This window comes from Streptomyces sp. CMB-StM0423 (assembly GCF_002847285.1).
In the GTDB taxonomy this organism is placed as follows: Bacteria; Actinomycetota; Actinomycetes; order Streptomycetales; family Streptomycetaceae; genus Streptomyces.
In genome coordinates this window covers 3,919,537-3,937,612 of the sequence record NZ_CP025407.1, presented here as the reverse complement: position 1 = coordinate 3,937,612, position 18,076 = coordinate 3,919,537, and the positions used below count along the sequence as shown (strand labels likewise).

Below are 18,076 nucleotides of genomic sequence, written 5' to 3'. Positions count from 1 at the left end.
CGCCGCGGGATGGCAGAATCGGCCGTATGGCTGACGTGATCATCGCCGCATGCGACGGCGCCGCGAGTCCGAACCCGGGGCCGGCCGCGTGGGCGTGGGTGGTGGCGGGCCCGGACGGCGCGGTCGCGCGCTGGGAGGCGGGCCCGCTGGGCAAGGCGACCAACAACATCGCCGAACTGACCGCCCTGCTGCGGCTCCTGGAATCCACGGACCCTGCCGTGCCCCTGGAGGTGCGGATGGACTCCACGTACGCGATGCAGGCCGTCACCGACTGGCTGCCGGGCTGGCGGAAGCGCGGCTGGAAGACCGCGGCGGGCAAGCCGGTCGCCAACCAGGAGCTGGTACGCAGCATCGACGACCGCCTCACGGGCCGCGAGGTCCGCCTCGTCCACGTCCGCGCCCACCAGGTCGACGGCGACCCCTACAACGCCGCCGCGGACGCCGCCGCCGCGGAGTCCGCCCGTACCCAGAACCCCGCGGGCACAGCTCACGGCTCCCCGCTCCCGACGGCGGAAGACGCCCCGGCGCGCGTCTCGTCCCCCGCCCCGAAACGGCGTGCGGGGAAGACCGGCGGCACCCTGAAGGCGAAGTACGCGGGCCGCTGCCGCTGCGGCGCGTCGTACGAGGCAGGCACGACGATCGCGAAGAACGCCACGGGCTGGGGCCACGTGGAGTGCGCGAAGGCATGACAAGGCCCCCGCGGTAAGGCGGGGGCCGGTCAGTGGCTACGCGGGCGGGGTCAGCCGTGCCGCTTGGCGAACTCCACGAGCCCGGCGAACTGCTCGCGGGTCAGGGTCAGGTGGGGACCGTGGGGATCCTTGCTGTCGCGCACCAGGAACTCACCGGTGGCCACCGCGCGCTCCGGCGCCCACTCGATGCACTCGCCGCCCTGGCCGTTGCTGTAGCTGCTCTTCACCCAGACCGGAGACGGTGCCTTGTCCTCAGGAGTCGATGTCATCCTCATACCCTTTCAGGTACCTGTTGAGCAGGGCCACGCTCTTCCCGCTGTCAAGGGCCTTCGACCGGGCGATGTCGAGGAGGGTCGTCAACTCCAGGACCTCCGCCGGGATATCCACGGACACACCGGACGCGAACGACTCGACGTAGGCGAAGGTCGCACCGTCATGGCGGGTGAGCAGGCTCAGGCTACCGCCCAGCAGCGGATGGACTCCGTGCGCGAAAGGCAGTACCTGCACCCGTACCGCACCGTTGCGCTCGATCACGTCGAGGATGTGCTGAATCTGCTCCGCCATCACCGCCGGACTGCCCACGGGGCGGCGTAGCGCGGCTTCATCCATGATCGCCCAATAGAGCGGCGGCGTCGGCGAGTCCAGCACCGCGCGCCGGTGCACTCGCGTCTCCACCAGCATCGCGACCTTCTCGGCGTCCTTGCCCGGCATGGATTCGACGAACATGGCCGACGTGTACGGCTCGATCTGCAGCAGTCCGGGCACGACGCTGCTGTTGAACGTCTGGATACGCGCCGCGCGCTGCTCCTCTTCGAGGACTCGGCGCCCCCACGTCGGGATCTCGGCCGCCCGGGCGACGGTCAGCAACTCGGTGATGAGCCCGTCGGTCCCGTAGAAGTCGTCAAGGGCTTCGGCCAGCGCGGTGGACGGGAGCTGGTCACCGCGCTCGACGCGGCTCAGGTAAGTGTGCGGATAGCCCAGCTTCTCAGCGAGCGCGCGCAGCGACAGGCCCTTCTTCGCCCGCGCCCGCGCCGCGCGGCTGGCGAGCATTCCCGCTGGTGAAGCCGGCGTGACCGCATCTTCCGGCTCAAGCTCCACGCAGCCGACCTCCTTCATCTCGCTGTCCACAGAGCGTATTTGGTCACACACGATCTGTGTACCTGACTCTTTCCGGCGGCCAGGGTGGAGTTGCGGAGGAAGCCGCGGCCAGCACAACGGAACAAGGCGATCGGAGAGCGACATGACGAAGAACCGGGCTCAGGGTCCCGACAGGGTGAAGGAGGCCGGGCTGGCGTGTGAGGAACTGCGGGCGGCGCTCAAGGCGGCGGGGGTGGTGCTGCCTTCGCTGGGGCTCGACCCCGTTTCGTGTAGCGGGTCCGCGCCGCTGGGGCTGATCGACCTCGGGCGCTGCAACATCGCCACCGCCCGCGCCCTCGCCGCCGTCCTCCGCCCGCGGGAGACCGCCCGGTGAACCGGTTCCTGCCCGCCGTCGACCGCCCGTGGCGCGACGCGTGGCCCGCGGTGGCGCGAGGCGGGGACGGTAACGCGTGGGTGCCGGGGGTGTGCTGGCTCTTCTGCCGCCGGGCGGGCGTGGCCGTGCTGTGGGTCGGGTCCGTGATCACGCCCGGCGCGGGCGGCGAGATGTACGCGTGCGGGGCGTGCATCGCGGAACTGGACCACATGGTCCGCGTCCAGGCCCAGACCCGCGACCGCCAGGGCCACCGCACCGCCCGCTACGCCACCCTCACCCTCCCCGCCCACCAGCCCGCGGCAGGACGGCGCCTTGCGGCGGTGCACCCCGCCACCGGAGGCTGCGAGCATCCGCGGACCGAGCAGTGCGACGGCAAGACCTGTTGCCAGGACTGCAAACGCCAGCTTTACCTATGAAGACCCCACTCCCGCACTCCCCACCCCCACACTCCCCACCCCCACATCCCCTCACACCCGCCCAAGGGTAGGCGGCCGGTCTGACAACGCCTGGTCAGCGAAGTGCTGAGCCGGTACGTCGCCCAAGCCGGGCCGGGGCGGCGCGAGGTGGGTGCGGGGGTACGGAGTCGGCCGCCCCTCAGGGCACGGCGATCTCACCGTCCGGACCCAGCGCTCTGTTCCCCCGGGGAGAGCGGTCGCGCAGGGCTTGGACGGCCAGGTGTGCGCCGACGGCCAGGACCGCGACGGCCGCCGCCGGATACAGTGCCGACAGGAAGATGTGCCAGGTGCCCAGATCGGGCTGCCCGAGCCGCTTGGGTACGAGCCAGACGCCGTAGGTGAGGAAGACCCCGACGGCACCGCCCGCCAGATACCACCACCGGACGCCCACCCGGCGCCATGCCTGCGAGACGAGCAGGACGATCACCGGCACGCACCACACCCAGTGGTGGGACCAGGTCACCGGGCTGATCAGCAGCGCGGTCATGGCGCAGCACACCGCGGTCCAGGCGGTCGAGGACTCCAGCCGGGGTCCGGCCAGTGCCGCGGCGGTGGTGACCGCCAGGCCCGCGGCGAGGGTGAGGGCGGCCACCGGCAGCCACCAGGTGCCGGGGTCGGTGGTGTGCAGGAGCCTGGCCAGGACCCCGCGCAGCGACTGGTTCGCGGGGTCGTCCGCCCGCCCGACCCGGTTCGCGGACAGGAAGAGCCCGCCCCAGAACCGCCGGGAGTCCTCCGGCACCACGAGGGCCGCCGCCGCGATCGTGGCGGCGAACGTGACACCGGCCGTCACCCCCCGCCGCAGCCAGAGACGACCCGCGCTCGCGCCGGCGTCCCCGCCCGTGCCGCCGGCCCATCTCGCGCCGCCGGCCCCGCGCGCATCGGCCCCGCGCGCGGCGTCCCCGCTCACGTCGCCCCCGCGCGCGGCGGTCCGGCCCGCGGCGGTCCGGCCCGCGCCGAGCCGTGCCTTCCCGTCGGTACGTCGCCCCGCCCGCCGCTCCCGCCACATCTGCGCCGCGCCGATCAGCACGAAGGACACGAGGAACAGCCCGGGGGTGATCTTGATGCCGGCGGCCAGGCCGGTGCCCGCCCCGGACCAGCGGGACCCCGGCCGCCGGGTGAGGTCCCACAGCACCAGGACGAGGATGAGGAGGTTGATCTGCCCGTAGCGGAGTGTGGTCCACACCGGTTCGGACCACACGACCAGACCCGTCACCGCCAGCCCGGCGGCCGCCGACGGAATCCGGGACGGCCCGGCGACCAGCCGCAGCGACAGATGGACCGCCACCCCGGCCAGCAGCAGGTTGACCACCGTGGCGAGGGTGCGCATCTCCCCGACGCCCAGCCAGGTCAGCGGCACGAAAAGCACCGCGGCGAACGGTGGATAGGTGTTCCTCAGCCCCACATCCGTCGCCCGCAGGGCATAGAGGTTCTCACCCGCGCGTACGGCCCATCCCTCGGCCCGGTACACCGCAAGGTCGATCATCGACACCTGCGCGGCGCGCTGCGCCCACCAGAACAGGGCCAGGGAAAGCACGCACCACAGGAGCGCGACGGCCGTACGGTGCCGGGCGAGGAAGGACCGGAGCACCGCCGCGGCAGTGCGGTTGTCCCCGGGAGGCTTTCGTGTCGTGGTCATGAGCATCGGCTCCGCGCGGTAAGCGGGTATGTGACGGGCACCCGCCCCCGCAGCACACCACCGCCGCCGCGACCCACCCGAAACTAACCGCAACCCCGCACCCGCCCCGCTCCCGGCACACCCATCCCGCCCCGACACAGCCTGTTCAGCCGACACATCCCGGCCGCGGGACCGGGACCCGGCCGCGGCACGGGTGGGTGCGTGGCGATGGGCGAAAGTCGGCCTGCGCGGGTGATCTGCCCCGGTTCCCGGCGGGTATGACCGCGAGTTGCGCCCGTCCATCCCCGTCCCGAGCGGCACCCCTTCGGCCGGTCAGCGAGCGGGCCGGACGCACCCGGGAGCCCCGGGGGCCGTGGCCCCGCCCCTCAGTCCGACTGCATGTCGAGCATGTGGGTTCTGAACGCGGCGACCGCCGTCAGCAGTGCCTCGCGTGGGCTGTCGCCCGTCAGGAGTGCCGCCGACAGGGGCAGCGTTTCGTCCAGGGCCGCGAGGGCGTCCCGGCGGGTGGCCAGCCAGGCGCCGTGGTCGGAGGCGTACGGCTCCATCGCCCGGCGCGACTCCTCGTCTTCCAGGTCGCGTAACCGGACCAGCTTGTGCTCCTCGTCCGCCAGGATGCGCCCCACCCGGTGGGTGTGCGTGTCCTTGAGGTTCTTCAGGCCCGTCAGCAGGTCCGCGTCCGACGGCGGGGCCGTGGCGATGACGTCCAGGAGACCGAGGTGCACCTGCACCTGGCTGTGCAGCCGTTCGCGCGCCGCGCGTTCCAGTTCTTCCACGGGATCCGCCCGCATGACCCGCGTCGGCGGGAGCTGCGGGGCGTACGTGGGGTGGGTGCGGCGGGTGGGGAGGAGTTTCCAGGGGCGGCGGGACCTGCGGGGGTGGGCCGGAGGGCGCGCGGGTGTGCCGGGGGTGTGGGCGCGGAGTTCCGCTGCCGCCGCCGCGAGGGTCGTACGGTCGGCCGGGTTCTTGGCCAGGAGCGCCGCGAGGACCGGGGCCAGGGGGCCCGCGTGCCGAAAGGGCGCCGGGGCGGACTCGGAGACGGCGTGGCGCAGCGTCCACAGGTTCTCGCCGTGGAAGGGCAGGTGGCCCTCGACGGCCGCGTACAGCGTGGCGCCGAAGGACCACATGTCGGAGGCCGCGGTGGCCGGTTCGCCGTTCAACTGCTCGGGGGAGGCGTAGGCGGGCGTGCCCAGCATGCCGCCGGTGGTCGTCAGGCCCGCCGCGCCCTCCGGGCCCGCCGCGTCGGCGATGGCGGCGATGCCGAAGTCGGTGATCACCGCGCGGCGGTCGGTCACCAGGATGTTGTCGGGCTTCAGGTCGCGGTGCACCACGCCCGCCCCGTGCGCCTCGGCCAGCGCGTCGAGGACCTGTACGCCGATCTCCGCCACCCGCGGCACCGGCAGCCGCCCGCGTTCCCGCAGCACGGCGGCCAGGGAGCTGCCGGCGACGAACTCCATCACGATCACCGGGGCGCCGTCGTGCTCCACGACGTCGTACACGGTGGTGATGCCGGGGTGGTTGAGGCGGGCGGCGGCGCGGGCCTCGACGATCATGCGGCGTAGCTGCTTCTCGCGCTGCCTGTCCCCGACGTCGGCGGCGAACAGGATCTCCTTGACTGCGACCCGTCTGTCGAGCAACTCGTCGCGAGCGCTCCAGACCCGGCCCATGCCACCCTGCCCCACCGGTCGGTCCAACCGGTACCGGCCCGCGATCAGCAGACCGCTCGCCCCAGCCATGTCTCCATCGTAGGCAGTGATCCCGGGCGTGACCTCCGGGTCGTTCCGCGGGCGGCCGGTGCTACGGCTGCGGGTGTCCTACGGCGACGGAGAACAGGTGCCGTACGGGCGACCGCGCGGAACGGGCCGCGGCCGTCGGCGACATGGACCCCGGCGGAAAAGCAGCCGGCGGCGGTACGAGCCCCCCGACCCGTACCGCCGCCGCTTCCCCCGGAGGCGGCGAGGCCGCCCGCTACATCGCCTCGAACTCGATGTCCGAGACCTGGTCCTCCGTCAGCACCGAGTCCGCGGCGGGAGCCTTCGGCTTCACCGGCTCACCGAACGCCGAGAACGCCAGGTCGACTTCGGCCCCCTCCGGGTCCGTGATGGTCACCGGGTACGGCTTGCCCTCGGCGGCGATCTTCATGCTGGCGCCGTCGCTGGTCGAGGGGTCCTCGTTCACGTAGGGAACGACCGCCACGCCCTTGTGCTTCGTCTGCTCCTTCTGCGTCATCCCGGGGCTGAACGACACGACGCTGTCGGTCTGCTCGACATACGTGTCGATCTTGCAGAGGTCCGTGATGGCCGACTGGACGTCGGCCTTGGACTCCTCCAGGTACGAGCCCTCGACCTCTTCGATCACGGCGGCGTCGTACATGTACTCGGACTCCAGATAGGCGGCGTCCGGCTTCATCCACGCCTTGTCGCCCTGCATGACGAACTCGACGGCTCCGTCGTCGGTGGTGGCGCTGCCGACGCAGTTGCCCTTGTCGTCCACCTGCACGTCGATCTGGGCGGGGTCGGCGACGACGACCATCTCGCCGACCGCGTGCACCGACTTGGCGGCGCGCATCGCCTCGACGGCATCCGTCTGCGCGGGACCACCGCTCGCTCCGCCGCCACCCTCGTCGTCGCTGCCGCAGGCGGTGAGCGCAAGCAGCGCTGCCGTCCCGGCCGCCGCAACGGCGACGCGATGCCCGCGTATGACGTACTTCATCTCGACCTTCGATCACTCGACTGCTGGGTGCCTCCCGGGGGTTGACCTTGGATCGGCCGGAGGAGGCGCACACGTTACCTGCGGAGCATCGGACAGCCAAAACGTTCCAGCGCACACAGATCACGGGCGCGCCCCCGCCCGTTCAGCTCGTGCACGACTAACTTGCACACAAGGAAGTTGCGCGCTATCTTCTTGTGTGTCGCCGGGGCCTCCCGGCGGCGTAGGAAACCAGCCACGGAGGCTCTCCATGTCGAACCACAAGCAGCCGACCGTCGTCCTCGTCCACGGCGCCTTCGCCGACGGGTCGAGCTGGAACGGGGTGGTGGACAAGCTGAAGCGCGCGGGATATCCGGTCGTCGCCCCCGCCAACCCGCTGCGCGGCCTGCACAGTGACGCCGCCTACCTGCGCGACGTAGTCGACAGCGTCGAGGGCCCCGTCGTCCTGGCCGGCCACTCCTACGGCGGCTCGGTCATCAGCGAGGCCGCCGCAGGCAACGACAGGGTGAAGGCGCTCGTGTACGTCGCCGCCTTCCTGCCCGACGAGGGTGAGAGCGCGGCCGGGCTGTCCGGAAAGTTCCCCGGCAGCACGCTCGGCGAGACGCTGCAGGAGGTGCCCACCGCGCTGCCCGGCGGGGCCGCCGTCACCGACCTCTACATCGACCAGGACAAGTTCCACGGCCAGTTCGCCGCCGACGTGCCCCCCGCCACGGCGCGGCGGATGGCCGCCACCCAGCGCCCCATCACGAGCGCGGCCCTCGGCGAGGGCGCGGGCGCCGCCGCCTGGCGGACCGTGCCGTCCTGGGCCCTGCTCACGACGGAGGACAAGAACATCCCCGTCGCGGCGCAGCGCTTCATGGCGGAGCGCGCGGAGGCCCGTACGGTGACGCTCGACGCCAGCCACGCGGTGACGGTCTCCCAGCCGGACGCGGTGGCCGACCTCATCGAGGAGGCGGCGAAGTCGATCAGTTGACGGCCGGATGACACCCCGTGAACCGGCCGGCGCGACCCCACCCGGCCGCCGCGCGTCACCCCCGCGCGGCGGCGGCCGGCCCGGCCCCGCCGGTCGGGCCGCCGGTGGCGCTGCCGCCCGTGGCGCGGAGGAGGTCCAGCTTCCCCGCGTCGTCGCTGCCCGCCGCCGCCGTGTACGTGACCACGCGCAGGTCGGCGCCGGGCACCAGCAGCACGTCGCAGTCCAGCAGGATGTCGCCGACCTCCGGGTGCCCGACCGTCTTCTGCTCGCTGACGTGCGGGGTCGCGGCCGCTGTGGCCCAGTGCCGGGCGAAGTCGGCGGAGCCGGCACGCAGTTCGCGTACGAGCCGGTCGAGCCGCCCGTCCGACGGATAGCGGGCCGCGGCGTCCCGCAGATCGGCGACGATCGACGCCGCGAACGCCTCCTCCCCGCGCTCGGACCTGACCGGCCGCAGCGTCTCGCGCGCGGCCCCGGCGCCGAACAGGGCGCGGGCGACGTTCCGTTCCGCGGCCGGCAGCAGGGCCGGGTCGCCGTGGAGCGCGCGCCACATGGGGTTCCACCACAACAGGGTCCAGTCGGCGGCGAACACCCCGACCGGCACGTGCGCGAGCCGGGCCGCGAGCCGCTGCACGCCCGCGGGTACGTGGGTGCCGACCGTGCCATCCTGCGGCGGCAGCAGCCCGGCACTGCGGTAGAGCCGGTCGCGTTCGGCGCGGGAGAGCTGGAGCGCGCGGGCGAGGGCGGCGACGACCTGGGCGGAGGGCCGGGTCGCCCGGCCCTGCTCCAGCCGCAGGACGTAGTCGACGGACAGCGCGGCGAGTTGCGCCAGCTCCTCGCGGCGCAGCCCGGGGGCGCGGCGGCCGGGCAGGGCGGTGAAGCCGGCGTCGGCCGGGTCGAGGCGGTCGCGCCAGGTGCGCAGGAGCCGGCCGAGCTCGGAGCGTTCCGTACGGGTGGCAGCCATGCCTCCATCCTGCGCCCACGGGCGCCGGACCAGGCTGGGTACTGCCAGTCCTGGTGTCGCGGACGGCACTGGTTGCGGGGCGCGGGGACGACGACCGTGGGCAGCGAACGCAGGAGCCGAATCCCGAAGGGGTACGCCATGGAGTCCACCGCCCACGCCACCGTCGTCATGACCGGCGCGAGCCGCGGCATCGGCCGCGCCGCCGCGGAGCACCTGCTGCGTACGGCACCGGACGTGCACCTGCTCGTCGTCACCCGCGGCCCGTCGGGCGCCGCGCTGGCCGCGGAGCTGGCGGGGGACGGCCCGACGCCGTACGCCGTCTCGCACATCGAGGCCGACCTCGGCTCCCTGGCCGCCGTGCGGTCCGCCGCCGCGGCGGTCCGGGACCGGCTGGACCGCGGCGACCTGCCGCCGCTGCGCGGGTTCGTGGGCAACGCGGGCATCCAGTACACCGACGCGCTCACCGCGGGCGGCGACGGCTACGAGGCCACGTTCACCGTCAACGTCCTCGCCAACCACCTCTTCGTACGCCTCCTCCAGGACCGCTTCACCGCCCCCGCCCGCATCGTGATCACCAGCAGCGACACGCACTTCGGCGACTTCAGGCACAACCTGGGCATGGTGCCGGGGCCGGTCTGGCAGGACCCGGACGCGCTGGCCCGGCCGGGCGCGTTCGCGAAGCCGGGCACGGCGGCGGCGGGGCGCACGGCGTACTCGACGAGCAAGCTGGCGACGCTGTACCTGGTCCACGAGTACGCGCGCCGCCTCCCGGCGGGGGTCACCGCCGTCGCGTACAACCCGGGCTTCGTCCCGGCCACCGGCCTCACCCGCAACGCGGGCCCGGTCACCCGCTTCGTCACCAACCGCCTCCTCCCCGCCCTGACCCTGACCCCCTTCGCCACCTCCCGCGACACGGCGGCCCGCCACCTCGCGGCCCTGGCCCTGGGCACCCTGGACGCCCCGACGGGCGCGTACGTCGACCGTGACCGGGTGGCCGACTCGTCCCCGGAGTCCTACGACCCGACCCGGGAGTCCGCCCTGTGGACGACAGCGGAACGCCTGACGACCGCCCACCCGGCGACCACTGGCCAGCCTGCCGGGGTGGCGGACACGGAGTCGGTCGTCTTCGACGGCGGGCGGAACCTCGTCGTCCACCACGCATCGCCTCGGTGATCAACGGCCGGACAACGGGCCGACCGGCCTGGGCGGCACCCTCCGCGAGGGCCGCCCCGCCGCTAATCGCCCTCCCCGCGGTGCCAGTTGTGTGCGGGGAGGAGGGGGTCGTAGGCGCCGTCGGGGAGGTCGTCGGTGAGGCGGAGGGACCAGCGGTGGAGGCGTTGGGTCAGGTCCGCCTGGACGTGGCGCAGGCGCGGGTCGTTCCAGCGGTCGTGCAGCTCCATCGGGTCCGCCGCGACGTCGTACAGCTCCGCCTCCCCGGCCACGTGCTGGTAGAGCTTGTACCGGTCGTGCCGCAGCATCCGCGAAGACCCGCTCTGCGTCACGCTGTTCAGCTCGTCGTACTTCGTCCCCTCGTACGGGAAGTGCAGCTCCGGCCGCGCGTCGTCCGGATACGGCAGCCCGCCGTACCCCCGCTCGGTGACGACGTCCGCGAACTCCGCCGCCGGGTAGTCCGCCCCGGTCAGCATCGGCCACATGCTGCGGCCCTGGACCCCGAGCGGCAGCGGCCGCCCCACCGCCTCGCAGACCGTCGGCAGCAGGTCGGCGAGCGAGACGAAGTCCCGCCGGTTGTCCCGCGCCTCGACCCCGCAGCCGTGGACGACCATCGGGATCCGCGCCAGCACCTCCGGCATTCCGGCGCCCTTGCGCTGGAGGCCGTAGTCGCCGACGTAGTCGCCGTGGTCGGCGAAGAAGACCAGCAGCGTGTCGCGCCAGACGTCCTGCGCCTTCAGATGGTCGACGAGGCGGCGCAGTTGGTCGTCGATGAGCCGCAGCATCCCGCAGTACGTGGCGCGATACCGCCGCCAGAGCCGGTCGTATCCGGGCCGCTTCTCCTCCACCAGCTCCCGCAGCCACTTGTACGCCCCGCCCTTGCGCTCCGCGGCCTCGGGCCCGCACGTCCGCGCCGGCACCTCGTCCTCGCCGAAGAGCGAGAAGTACGGCTCCGGTGCCTGGTACGGGTTGTGCGGCTCGGGCATGGAGATCCACGAGAAGAACGGCTTCCCGGGGTCCCGTGCGGAGATCTGCCCCATCGCGTCGGACACGATCCGGTGCGCGAACTGCAACTCCACCGGGAACGGCGTCGCCTCCGTCGTCGGCCCGTGGTCGATGGACCGCATCCAGCGCGCGAAGTCCTGCTGCTCGACGGTCTCGTCGGGTCCGCTCTCGTGCCCGTAGGGACCGGAGAACGCGTCGAAGAACTCCTTCCGCCCCCGGTACATGTGCGTCTTCCCGGCGTAGAAGAGCTGGTACCCGGCCCCGCCCAGCACGTCCAGCAGGTCGTCTCCCCGCACCACCCCCTGCGGCGTGGAGTTCTGCCGCACGCGGTGCGCGCTGGGCCACCGCCCGGTCAGCACGCTGGTGCGCGCGGGCACGCACGCGGGCGCGGTCGTGTACGCCCGCCGCAACCGCACGCCGCCGGCGGCGAGGGAGTCGAGGAAGGGCATGGTGTCCAGACCGAACCCCTCGCCCGCGGTGAAGTCGGCACGGAACTGGTCGGTCATGACGAACACGATGTTGGGCGCGGTAGGGCACGTCACAGCGTCCGTTCCTTTCCGGTGCGCGGTACGGAGAAGGAGGAGGAGAAGGAGGAGTGCTACCGGCACCATGCGAACGCCCGCCGGACCCCGTCAATGACCGGACGATTTAATCCGGTCCATCGAGCCAGTCGAGGATCGTGCGCATGCCGTCGTGCCAGTGGGCCTCCAGCAGGTCCGCCGCGTGCGCGAAGTCGCCCGCGGCGAGGGCCGCCAGGGCCTTCCGGTGCTCGTGGTCGACGTCCGCGCGGTGCTTCACCTCGCGCATGTACGCGAGTTCGTAGCGGGAGAGGTTCGTGCGCAGTTGGGTGAGCATCCCCAGCAGGTGGCGGTTGCCCGCCGCGGCGGCGATCGCCGTGTGCCACTCGGTGTCGAGCTGCCAGCGGCGTACCGGGTCCGCGCATCCTTCGAGTTCGTCGAGCACGGTGCGCAGCCGCTGCGTCGTGGCGGGGTCGAGCGCCGTGATCGTACGGGTGGCCAGCGCTTCGAGGGATGCCAGCACGGGGTACAGCTCGGCGGCGTCGCGGCGGACGAGGGGGCGGACGGTGAAGCCGCGGGCCAGTGCGGACTGGAGGACGCCTTCGGCCTGGAGGCGGAGGAGGGCTTCGCGCACCGGGGTGCGGGAGACCTGGAGGGTGCGGCTGAGGCCGGCCTCGGTGAGGGGGGCGCCCGGGGCGTACTTGCCCGCGGAGATGAGGGCGACGATGCGGAGGTAGACGGCTTCGCGGAGCGGTTCGGCCCGGGCGATGGGCTCGTTCGCGCCTGCGGGGTACGTGGTCATTGCTGGTACGGGCTTTCGTCGCGGTGGCGTTGCTCGAACTCCGAGCGCATGCACAGGGTGCTCGGCGAGATCATCCGGTCGACCGCCATGATGCCGTCCAGGTGGTCGATTTCGTGCTGGAGCAGTTCGCCGAGGTCGCCTTCCGCGCGCAGAGCGTGCCGCTCCCCGTCCGCGGACAGGTACTCCACATCCACCCATCTCGCCCTGCCGACCTGGCAGAAGAACTGCAGGGAGAAGCTCAGGCAAGCGTCCCACGGCTCCCAGGTCGCCGTGGAACGGCCCGTGATCCGGGGGTTGATGAGCGTCCAGGGCCGGTCCAGGTGCAGATGGACCACGCGGCTGGGCACGCCGATCTGCGGCGCGGCGATGCCGCGGCCGTAGCCGGTGCGCGCCACCCAGCCGGCCAGCGTGTCCGCGAGGTCGGCGGCGGTTTCGGCGGTCCGGGGCGAGCCCGGCTCCGCGACGTCGGCGGCGGGCTCGCGCAGGGCGGGGTCGCCGAGTTGGAGCGTCGAACGTACGGCCATTCGCTCATCGTATACGATACGCAGATGATAAAGCCCTTGAAGGTGGAGAACATCGAGGAGGCGGCGAGCCTCATCGATCCCGTCTTCCGCGACGGCCCGTACGTCGAGGACGCCGCCCTGGCCCGCCGGGTGGGCCGGGATCTGGCGCTCAAGCTGGAGACGCTCAACCCGATCCGGTCCTTCAAGGGCCGCGGCGCGGACTACTTCATGCACGAACTGGCCGAAGGGCAGCGGGTGGTCTGCGCCTCGGCGGGCAACTTCGGCCAGGCCGTCGCGTACGCGGGCCGCGCGCGCGGCATCGCCGTCACGGTGTACTGCGCCCGGACCGCGAACCCCGTCAAGGTCGCCCGGATGCGCGAACTCGGCGCCGAAGTGGTCCTGGCCGGCGCCGACTTCGACGCCGCGAAGGACGCCGCACGGGCCTACGCGGACGGCGCCGCGGACCGCCTCTTCGTCGAGGACGGCGAGGAGCCGCGCATCTCCGAGGGCGCCGGCACCATCGCCGTGGAACTCGCGCCGCTGCCCGGCACCCTGCTCGTACCGGTCGGCAACGGGGCCCTGATCGGCGGCATCGCCTGCTGGACCAAGGCCCGTGCGCCCCGCACCCGGATCGTGGGCGTCTGTGCGGCGGGCGCCCCCGCGATGGCCGAAAGCTGGCGCCGGAACGCGCCCGTCAGCACCCCCGAGGCCCGGACCATCGCCGACGGGGTCGCCGTCCGGGTGCCGGTGCCCGCGGCCGTCGACAGGATGCGCGGCCTCGTGGACGACGTGGTACTCGTCGACGACGACCAACTCCGCGAGGCGCTGCGGGCGGTGCGGGACACCGTGGGCCTGATCCTGGAACCCGCCGCCGCCCTCGGCGTCGCCGCCGCACTCCACCACGACTTCGAGGCCGGCGCCCTGGCGACCGTCGTGACCGGCAGCAACTTCTCCCCCGAACTCCTCGCCGAACTCACGGAGTTGACTCCGGCCGCAGACTGACAGCCGACGGATCCGGCGTTCCGCCGGGAGCCCTCCGACCGCCCCCGCGCCTCCCCACCCCGAGGCCGGGGGCGGCGCCTTGTCGCCGTCCCCTCACGAAGTAGTCGCGTCCGGACCGTTTACTTCCGGCCACGGGATGCGTAACGTGCCCATCGCAACGCTCACGTTAACGTTCATGTCGAGGCTGGAGCCGAGATGCGTCCCAGATTGCGTGCAATATCCACCGTGGTGGTCCCCGGCGTCGCGATAGCCCTCGCGCTGCTCGGCGGGTCTGCTGCCGCGGCCTCAGACCAGGACGACCAGGGGCAGAACGGTCCGTCCGGAGCGACCGGGCGGACCGTGGAGGTCCGGGTCGGCACGTACAACGTGTGCGGCCACGGGTCCCTGCCGACCAAGGCCGAGTGCGAGCGCGTCATCGGCCGCGACTGCGCCACCAAGCTGCGCCCCTGGGCCGAGGGCCGGGCCGCGGACGTCGCCGCGGACATCGACGCGGCCGGGCTCGGCGTCGTCGCCACACAGGAGATCGGCAACAACGCGACGCCCAGCCAGCCCGCCGTCGACGTGGAGTCGTTCCGCGCGCCGCTGACCGCCGCCCTCAAGGAGCACGGCTACGCCGAGGCCCCCGCCGACTACGCCGGCACCCGGCACCCGGAGCAGGGCTACCCGCTCAAGTCCGGCGCCGGCCGCTACACGTACTACGACGCCTCCCGCTACTCCCACCTCGACAAGCGCGGCCGCGAACTGCCCCACGACCTGCTCTGGCTGCCGGACTCCACCGAGATCTACGGCAAGACCATGACCTGGAACGTGCTGCGCGAGAAGAGGTCCGGCGCCCGCTTCGTGGTCGTCGACATGCACCTGGAGTACCGCAAGAACGGCGCCACCGACCCCAACGGCTGGACCAAGAACTGGGACGAGGTCCGCTACGCCGACGCCAGGCGCACCGCCGAGGAGCTGACCCTCCGCAACAAGCACACCCGCAACCTGCCCGTCGTCTTCGCCGGCGACATGAACTCCGGCTCCACCGCCGAGGGCGCCAGCGCCATCGACGCCTTCGCCGACGCCGGCTTCACCGACGCGCTCGCGGTCGCGGACCGCGTCACCGGCGATGAGTACGCCTCGTACAACGGCGGCAAGATCCCGCTGCCCCGCGGCGAGAAGATCGACCACCTCTTCGTCCGGAACGGGACGAAGGTCGACGAGTGGGTGCAGATCCCGCAGACCACCGCGACCGAGGGGCCGCAGGCCGAACTGCTGCGCTCCGACCACAACCTCTCCTACGCCACCGTCCGCCTCATGAAAGGAAACCGGTGACGACCGCACCACACTCCGATCCGCGCCTGCTCGACCCGAAGCTGGCGAAGTTCAACCCGCTGCGCCGCATCCTCGTCCACGACGACTTCAACACCGGCACGCACGGGTGGATCGAGCTGATCGGCAACCACGACCAGCACGGTGATCTCGACACCGTCGACGAGCACATGTCGGACTTCCGGCCGCCGCAGCTCAGCTCCTGCAACTTCTTCGACGTCGGCACGCACGGGGCCATGTCCGGCACGTACGCCCTGAAGGTCGCCACCCGGCCGGTCACCGGGCACACCGGCGTGGCGATCCGGCGGCTGACGATGTCCGGGCGCGGCCGGGTGCAGTTCGAGACGTACTTCGCGTACAAGGCGGAGGCCGCCTCGGCGGAGAACGGCGCCGCGGCCGCCGCCGGCGGCGGCAAGTGGGACGCCAACAACCACCCGTCGGAGCAGCAGTTCGGCGCGATCACCGTCGCGACCGACATCTGCGACGGCGTGCGCTACCACAACGTCGTGCGCTACCAGAACACCGATCTGGACCACGAGGTGCAGCACCGCTGGATGTACCCCACGGTCCCCGAGCCGACCCCCCGCGAGCACTTCGAGGGCAAGCTCAAGCTCCCGCGGACCGCGGACTTCACCGCCCCGGAACCCGCCGACTGGCGGCAGTTCGGCGAGCGGCAGGACCTCTGCTTCAACGAGGTCCCCACCAAGGTCAACTGGCACTACCTGCGCTGGGTCATCGACACCGGTACCCGCAGCAACGTCGAACTCCAGGTCAACGACGTCGTCCACGACATGTCCGGCGTGCCCGTCCCGCCGTACGACGAGGAGTACGGGTCGCTGCAGAACCTGCTCAACTTCTACGTCTCCGTACGCACCCACACCGACGTGCGGAACTTCCTGTACCTCGACTCCGTGCTGATCTCGGTGGACTGGTGAGTGCGACATGACCATGCGACAGTCCTTCACCGCCGTCATCGAGCGCAACGCGACGCTGACGGGCGAGTTCACCACCGAGCCGTACGAGGCCGCCTGGGCCCGCGAGGCCCGCTGGTTCGTGCGCGTCCTCGACGCCTCGGGCCGCGCCCCGAGGCTGCTCGTACGCACCCAGATCTCGCCTGACGGCCTGCACTGGTGCGACCTCGACCGCGGCACGGAGCAGTCCGTCGACCCCGACGACGGCCCGCTGCACAGTTGGCCCGCCGAGGGCTTCGGCGGCTGGCTGCGGCTCCGCGGCACCGTCGTCGACGAACCGGCCGAAGCCACCGGCGACGCGGCCTCGTCCGTCAAGGTCCTGATCTATCTGGCACTCAAATCATGACCCGGAGGTGGTGAGATGACCGGGACGAGCAGAGCGGGTGGCAGAGGCCCGGCGCGGCGGGACTTCCTGGCGATGGCCGGGCTCGGCGCCACGGCGGTGCTGCTGCCCGGCTGCGGCGTCGGCAGTGCCGCGCCCAGCGGGGCGCTGCGGGCGGCGTTCGGGCAGCCGGTCACCGACCTGGACCCGTACAACGCCGCGACCGCCGTCGACGAGGCGTCGCTGATCGTCAAGCGGCTGGTCTTCGACACCCTCGTACGGCGCGAGGGCGCGGAGCTGGTGCCGGGGCTCGCGTCCAAGTGGCGGCGGGAGGGCGACACGAAGTGGGTCTTCACGCTCCGCCGCGGCGCCGTCTTCCACGACGGCAGCGAGGTCACCGCCCGCGACGTGGTCGCGTGTCTGAAGCACACGCAGCAGGTCGCGTCCGCGCAGACCCCGCTGTGGGCGACGGTCACGGGCGCCGAGGCGCCCGACGACCACACGGTGGTCTTCACCACCGACGGGCCGCTCGGCTCGCTCCCGGTCAACCTCACCCTCCTGTTTATCGTCCCGGCCCGGCTGGTCGCGGACCCGGAGCAGAAGCGGAGCCCCGTCGGCTCCGGTCCGTTCCGGGTCACCGGCTTCACCCCGTCGACCTCCGTCGAACTGGCGCGGTTCGACGACTACTGGGGCGGCCGGGCGGAGCTGCCCGCGGTCTCCATGCCGTACATCGCCGAGACCTCGACGGCGATCACCGCCCTGCGCAACGGCGACGTCGACCTGCTCTGGCCGGTCCCGCCGGACCAACTGCCGGAGGTCACCGGGGTGTCCGGGATCACCGTCGAGTCGGTGCCCTCCTGGACGTACTACTTCAACTGGTTCAACTGCGCGCGCGAGCCGTTCAGCGACCCCGACGTCCGCCGCGCGCTCTGCCAGGCCGTGAACGTCCCGCAGATCGTGGACGCCCTCTTCGGCCGCGGCGGCAAGCAGATGCGCGCGCCGATACCCGAGACCGTCGCCGGCTTCGCGCCGCAGCGGCCCTGGCCGTACGACCCGGACGAGGCGCGCCGGCTGCTGGCGCGGGCCGGGCTCGGGCGGGGGTTCTCCACGTCGATGATGTGGTTCGACGCGACCGGGCCGCTGTCGCGGGAGCTGGCGCAGGCGCTGATCTCGGCGTGGGCCGACATCGGCGTCACCGTCGAGCCGCAGAGCATCGAGAAGGCGATGTGGCTGGAGCGGCTCAACGGCCTCGACTGGGACATGAATCTCCAGACGAACACCGTGACCACCGGCGACGCCGCCTTCACCATCGGCCGCCTCTACACCTCGGAGGCCAAGCGCCTCGGCTATGCCAACGAGGAACTCGACGCCGTCCTGGCCCGCGCCGCCGGTGCGCCCGAAGGCCCGGAACGCGACGCACTCTACGGCGAAGCCTGCGGGACCATATGGTCGGACGCCGTCGGTCTCTTCCCCGTCACCCTCGTTACCGGGTACGGGCGCGCGAAGGAGCTGACCGGCTTCACCCCCGCCCCGAACAACCAGCCCGACCTCGCCGTGGTGGGGCGCCGATGACCCCGCGCC

19 protein-coding genes are annotated in these 18,076 nt (G+C 72.5%); 10 read left to right on the top strand and 9 right to left on the bottom strand.

Annotated features, from left to right (window positions below; all coding sequences use genetic code 11):
• The first annotated feature begins 26 nt into the window (after window positions 1–26).
• Window positions 27–689: a ribonuclease H family protein gene (locus CXR04_RS17060; protein ID WP_101423270.1), complete on the top strand. Its 663-nt coding sequence runs from the start codon at window positions 27–29 to the stop codon at window positions 687–689.
• A gap of 50 nt (window positions 690–739) precedes the next feature.
• On the opposite strand, the gene CXR04_RS17055 is transcribed toward CXR04_RS17060, so the two are convergent.
• Window positions 740–958 (bottom strand): DUF397 domain-containing protein, encoded by a 219-nt coding sequence (locus tag CXR04_RS17055; protein ID WP_101423269.1) that lies wholly within the window; start codon window positions 956–958, stop codon window positions 740–742.
• A complete protein-coding gene (locus tag CXR04_RS17050; RefSeq protein ID WP_234380280.1) occupies window positions 942–1,817 on the bottom strand; it encodes a helix-turn-helix domain-containing protein in 876 nt (291 codons plus the stop codon). The genes CXR04_RS17055 and CXR04_RS17050 overlap by 17 nt, the downstream gene beginning before the upstream one ends.
• Window positions 1,818–1,929: 112 nt before the next feature.
• On the opposite strand from CXR04_RS17050, the gene CXR04_RS17045 reads away from it, so the two are divergent.
• On the top strand, window positions 1,930–2,160 hold the full coding sequence (locus CXR04_RS17045) for a hypothetical protein (RefSeq protein WP_101423268.1): 231 nt from the start codon (window positions 1,930–1,932) through the stop codon (window positions 2,158–2,160).
• Window positions 2,157–2,576, top strand: a complete 420-nt coding sequence (locus tag CXR04_RS17040; protein ID WP_101423267.1) for a hypothetical protein — start codon at window positions 2,157–2,159, stop codon at window positions 2,574–2,576. The genes CXR04_RS17045 and CXR04_RS17040 overlap by 4 nt, the downstream gene beginning before the upstream one ends.
• A 178-nt stretch (window positions 2,577–2,754) precedes the next feature.
• On the opposite strand, the gene CXR04_RS35950 is transcribed toward CXR04_RS17040, so the two are convergent.
• From CXR04_RS35950 to CXR04_RS17020, 3 genes are all read right to left on the bottom strand, one after another.
• On the bottom strand, window positions 2,755–4,251 hold the full coding sequence (locus CXR04_RS35950) for a glycosyltransferase 87 family protein (protein WP_234380279.1): 1,497 nt from the start codon (window positions 4,249–4,251) through the stop codon (window positions 2,755–2,757).
• Between the two features lie 365 nt (window positions 4,252–4,616).
• Window positions 4,617–5,984 (bottom strand): serine/threonine-protein kinase, encoded by a 1,368-nt coding sequence (locus CXR04_RS17025; protein WP_101423266.1) that lies wholly within the window; start codon window positions 5,982–5,984, stop codon window positions 4,617–4,619.
• Between the two features lie 232 nt (window positions 5,985–6,216).
• A complete protein-coding gene (locus tag CXR04_RS17020; RefSeq protein WP_101423265.1) occupies window positions 6,217–6,960 on the bottom strand; it encodes a hypothetical protein in 744 nt (247 codons plus the stop codon).
• A 247-nt stretch (window positions 6,961–7,207) separates the two neighbouring features.
• On the opposite strand from CXR04_RS17020, the gene CXR04_RS17015 reads away from it, so the two are divergent.
• Entirely contained in the window at window positions 7,208–7,930 is a 723-nt protein-coding gene (locus CXR04_RS17015; protein ID WP_101423264.1) for an alpha/beta fold hydrolase, read from the top strand.
• A 55-nt stretch (window positions 7,931–7,985) separates the two neighbouring features.
• Here CXR04_RS17015 and CXR04_RS17010 read toward each other — a convergent pair whose 3' ends face one another.
• Window positions 7,986–8,891, bottom strand: coding sequence for a helix-turn-helix transcriptional regulator (locus CXR04_RS17010; protein ID WP_101423263.1), 906 nt, complete (start codon window positions 8,889–8,891; stop codon window positions 7,986–7,988).
• 138 nt (window positions 8,892–9,029) lie between these two features.
• Between CXR04_RS17010 and CXR04_RS17005 the strand changes: the two genes are divergently transcribed.
• On the top strand, window positions 9,030–10,064 hold the full coding sequence (locus CXR04_RS17005) for an SDR family NAD(P)-dependent oxidoreductase (RefSeq protein ID WP_199850475.1): 1,035 nt from the start codon (window positions 9,030–9,032) through the stop codon (window positions 10,062–10,064).
• Window positions 10,065–10,126: 62 nt separating this feature from the next.
• Here CXR04_RS17005 and CXR04_RS17000 read toward each other — a convergent pair whose 3' ends face one another.
• The 3 genes from CXR04_RS17000 to CXR04_RS16990 all read right to left on the bottom strand — a co-directional run bounded on the left by CXR04_RS17000 (window position 10,127) and on the right by CXR04_RS16990 (window position 12,910).
• Complete coding sequence (locus CXR04_RS17000) at window positions 10,127–11,608, bottom strand: sulfatase family protein (protein ID WP_101423262.1); 1,482 nt, start codon at window positions 11,606–11,608, stop codon at window positions 10,127–10,129.
• A gap of 106 nt (window positions 11,609–11,714) precedes the next feature.
• Complete coding sequence (locus tag CXR04_RS16995; protein WP_101423261.1) at window positions 11,715–12,386, bottom strand: GntR family transcriptional regulator; 672 nt, start codon at window positions 12,384–12,386, stop codon at window positions 11,715–11,717.
• Window positions 12,383–12,910, bottom strand: a complete 528-nt coding sequence (locus tag CXR04_RS16990; RefSeq protein WP_101423260.1) for a peptide deformylase — start codon at window positions 12,908–12,910, stop codon at window positions 12,383–12,385. Before CXR04_RS16990 ends, CXR04_RS16995 begins: the two co-directional genes overlap by 4 nt.
• A 24-nt stretch (window positions 12,911–12,934) precedes the next feature.
• Between CXR04_RS16990 and CXR04_RS16985 the strand changes: the two genes are divergently transcribed.
• From CXR04_RS16985 to CXR04_RS16965, 5 genes are all read left to right on the top strand, one after another.
• On the top strand, window positions 12,935–13,891 hold the full coding sequence (locus CXR04_RS16985; RefSeq protein ID WP_101423259.1) for a threonine ammonia-lyase: 957 nt from the start codon (window positions 12,935–12,937) through the stop codon (window positions 13,889–13,891).
• 207 nt (window positions 13,892–14,098) lie between these two features.
• Window positions 14,099–15,205 carry a hypothetical protein gene (locus tag CXR04_RS16980; protein WP_234380277.1) on the top strand — a complete coding sequence of 369 codons (1,107 nt, stop codon included), beginning with the start codon at window positions 14,099–14,101 and terminating at the stop codon, window positions 15,203–15,205.
• A complete protein-coding gene (locus CXR04_RS16975; RefSeq protein ID WP_101423257.1) occupies window positions 15,202–16,137 on the top strand; it encodes a DUF6772 family protein in 936 nt (311 codons plus the stop codon). Before CXR04_RS16980 ends, CXR04_RS16975 begins: the two co-directional genes overlap by 4 nt.
• Window positions 16,138–16,144: 7 nt before the next feature.
• A complete protein-coding gene (locus tag CXR04_RS16970) occupies window positions 16,145–16,519 on the top strand; it encodes a hypothetical protein (RefSeq protein ID WP_101423256.1) in 375 nt (124 codons plus the stop codon).
• Between the two features lie 15 nt (window positions 16,520–16,534).
• Window positions 16,535–18,067: an ABC transporter substrate-binding protein gene (locus CXR04_RS16965; protein ID WP_101423255.1), complete on the top strand. Its 1,533-nt coding sequence runs from the start codon at window positions 16,535–16,537 to the stop codon at window positions 18,065–18,067.
• The last annotated feature ends 9 nt before the right edge of the window (window positions 18,068–18,076 follow it).

Bases quoted from the DNA above. Each gene is read 5' to 3' on its own strand.
- CXR04_RS17060 (WP_101423270.1), top strand. From the start codon at position 27: ATGGCTGACGTGATCATCGCCGCATGCGACGGCGCCGCGAGTCCGAAC.
- CXR04_RS17055 (WP_101423269.1), bottom strand. From the start codon at position 958: ATGACATCGACTCCTGAGGACAAGGCACCGTCTCCGGTCTGGGTGAAG.
- CXR04_RS17045 (WP_101423268.1), top strand. From the start codon at position 1,930: ATGACGAAGAACCGGGCTCAGGGTCCCGACAGGGTGAAGGAGGCCGGG.
- CXR04_RS35950 (WP_234380279.1), bottom strand. From the start codon at position 4,251: ATGACCACGACACGAAAGCCTCCCGGGGACAACCGCACTGCCGCGGCG.
- CXR04_RS17025 (WP_101423266.1), bottom strand. From the start codon at position 5,984: ATGGCTGGGGCGAGCGGTCTGCTGATCGCGGGCCGGTACCGGTTGGAC.
- CXR04_RS17020 (WP_101423265.1), bottom strand. From the start codon at position 6,960: ATGAAGTACGTCATACGCGGGCATCGCGTCGCCGTTGCGGCGGCCGGG.
- CXR04_RS17015 (WP_101423264.1), top strand. From the start codon at position 7,208: ATGTCGAACCACAAGCAGCCGACCGTCGTCCTCGTCCACGGCGCCTTC.
- CXR04_RS17010 (WP_101423263.1), bottom strand. From the start codon at position 8,891: ATGGCTGCCACCCGTACGGAACGCTCCGAGCTCGGCCGGCTCCTGCGC.
- CXR04_RS17005 (WP_199850475.1), top strand. From the start codon at position 9,030: ATGGAGTCCACCGCCCACGCCACCGTCGTCATGACCGGCGCGAGCCGC.
- CXR04_RS16995 (WP_101423261.1), bottom strand. From the start codon at position 12,386: ATGACCACGTACCCCGCAGGCGCGAACGAGCCCATCGCCCGGGCCGAA.
- CXR04_RS16990 (WP_101423260.1), bottom strand. From the start codon at position 12,910: ATGGCCGTACGTTCGACGCTCCAACTCGGCGACCCCGCCCTGCGCGAG.
- CXR04_RS16985 (WP_101423259.1), top strand. From the start codon at position 12,935: ATGATAAAGCCCTTGAAGGTGGAGAACATCGAGGAGGCGGCGAGCCTC.
- CXR04_RS16970 (WP_101423256.1), top strand. From the start codon at position 16,145: ATGACCATGCGACAGTCCTTCACCGCCGTCATCGAGCGCAACGCGACG.
- CXR04_RS16965 (WP_101423255.1), top strand. From the start codon at position 16,535: ATGACCGGGACGAGCAGAGCGGGTGGCAGAGGCCCGGCGCGGCGGGAC.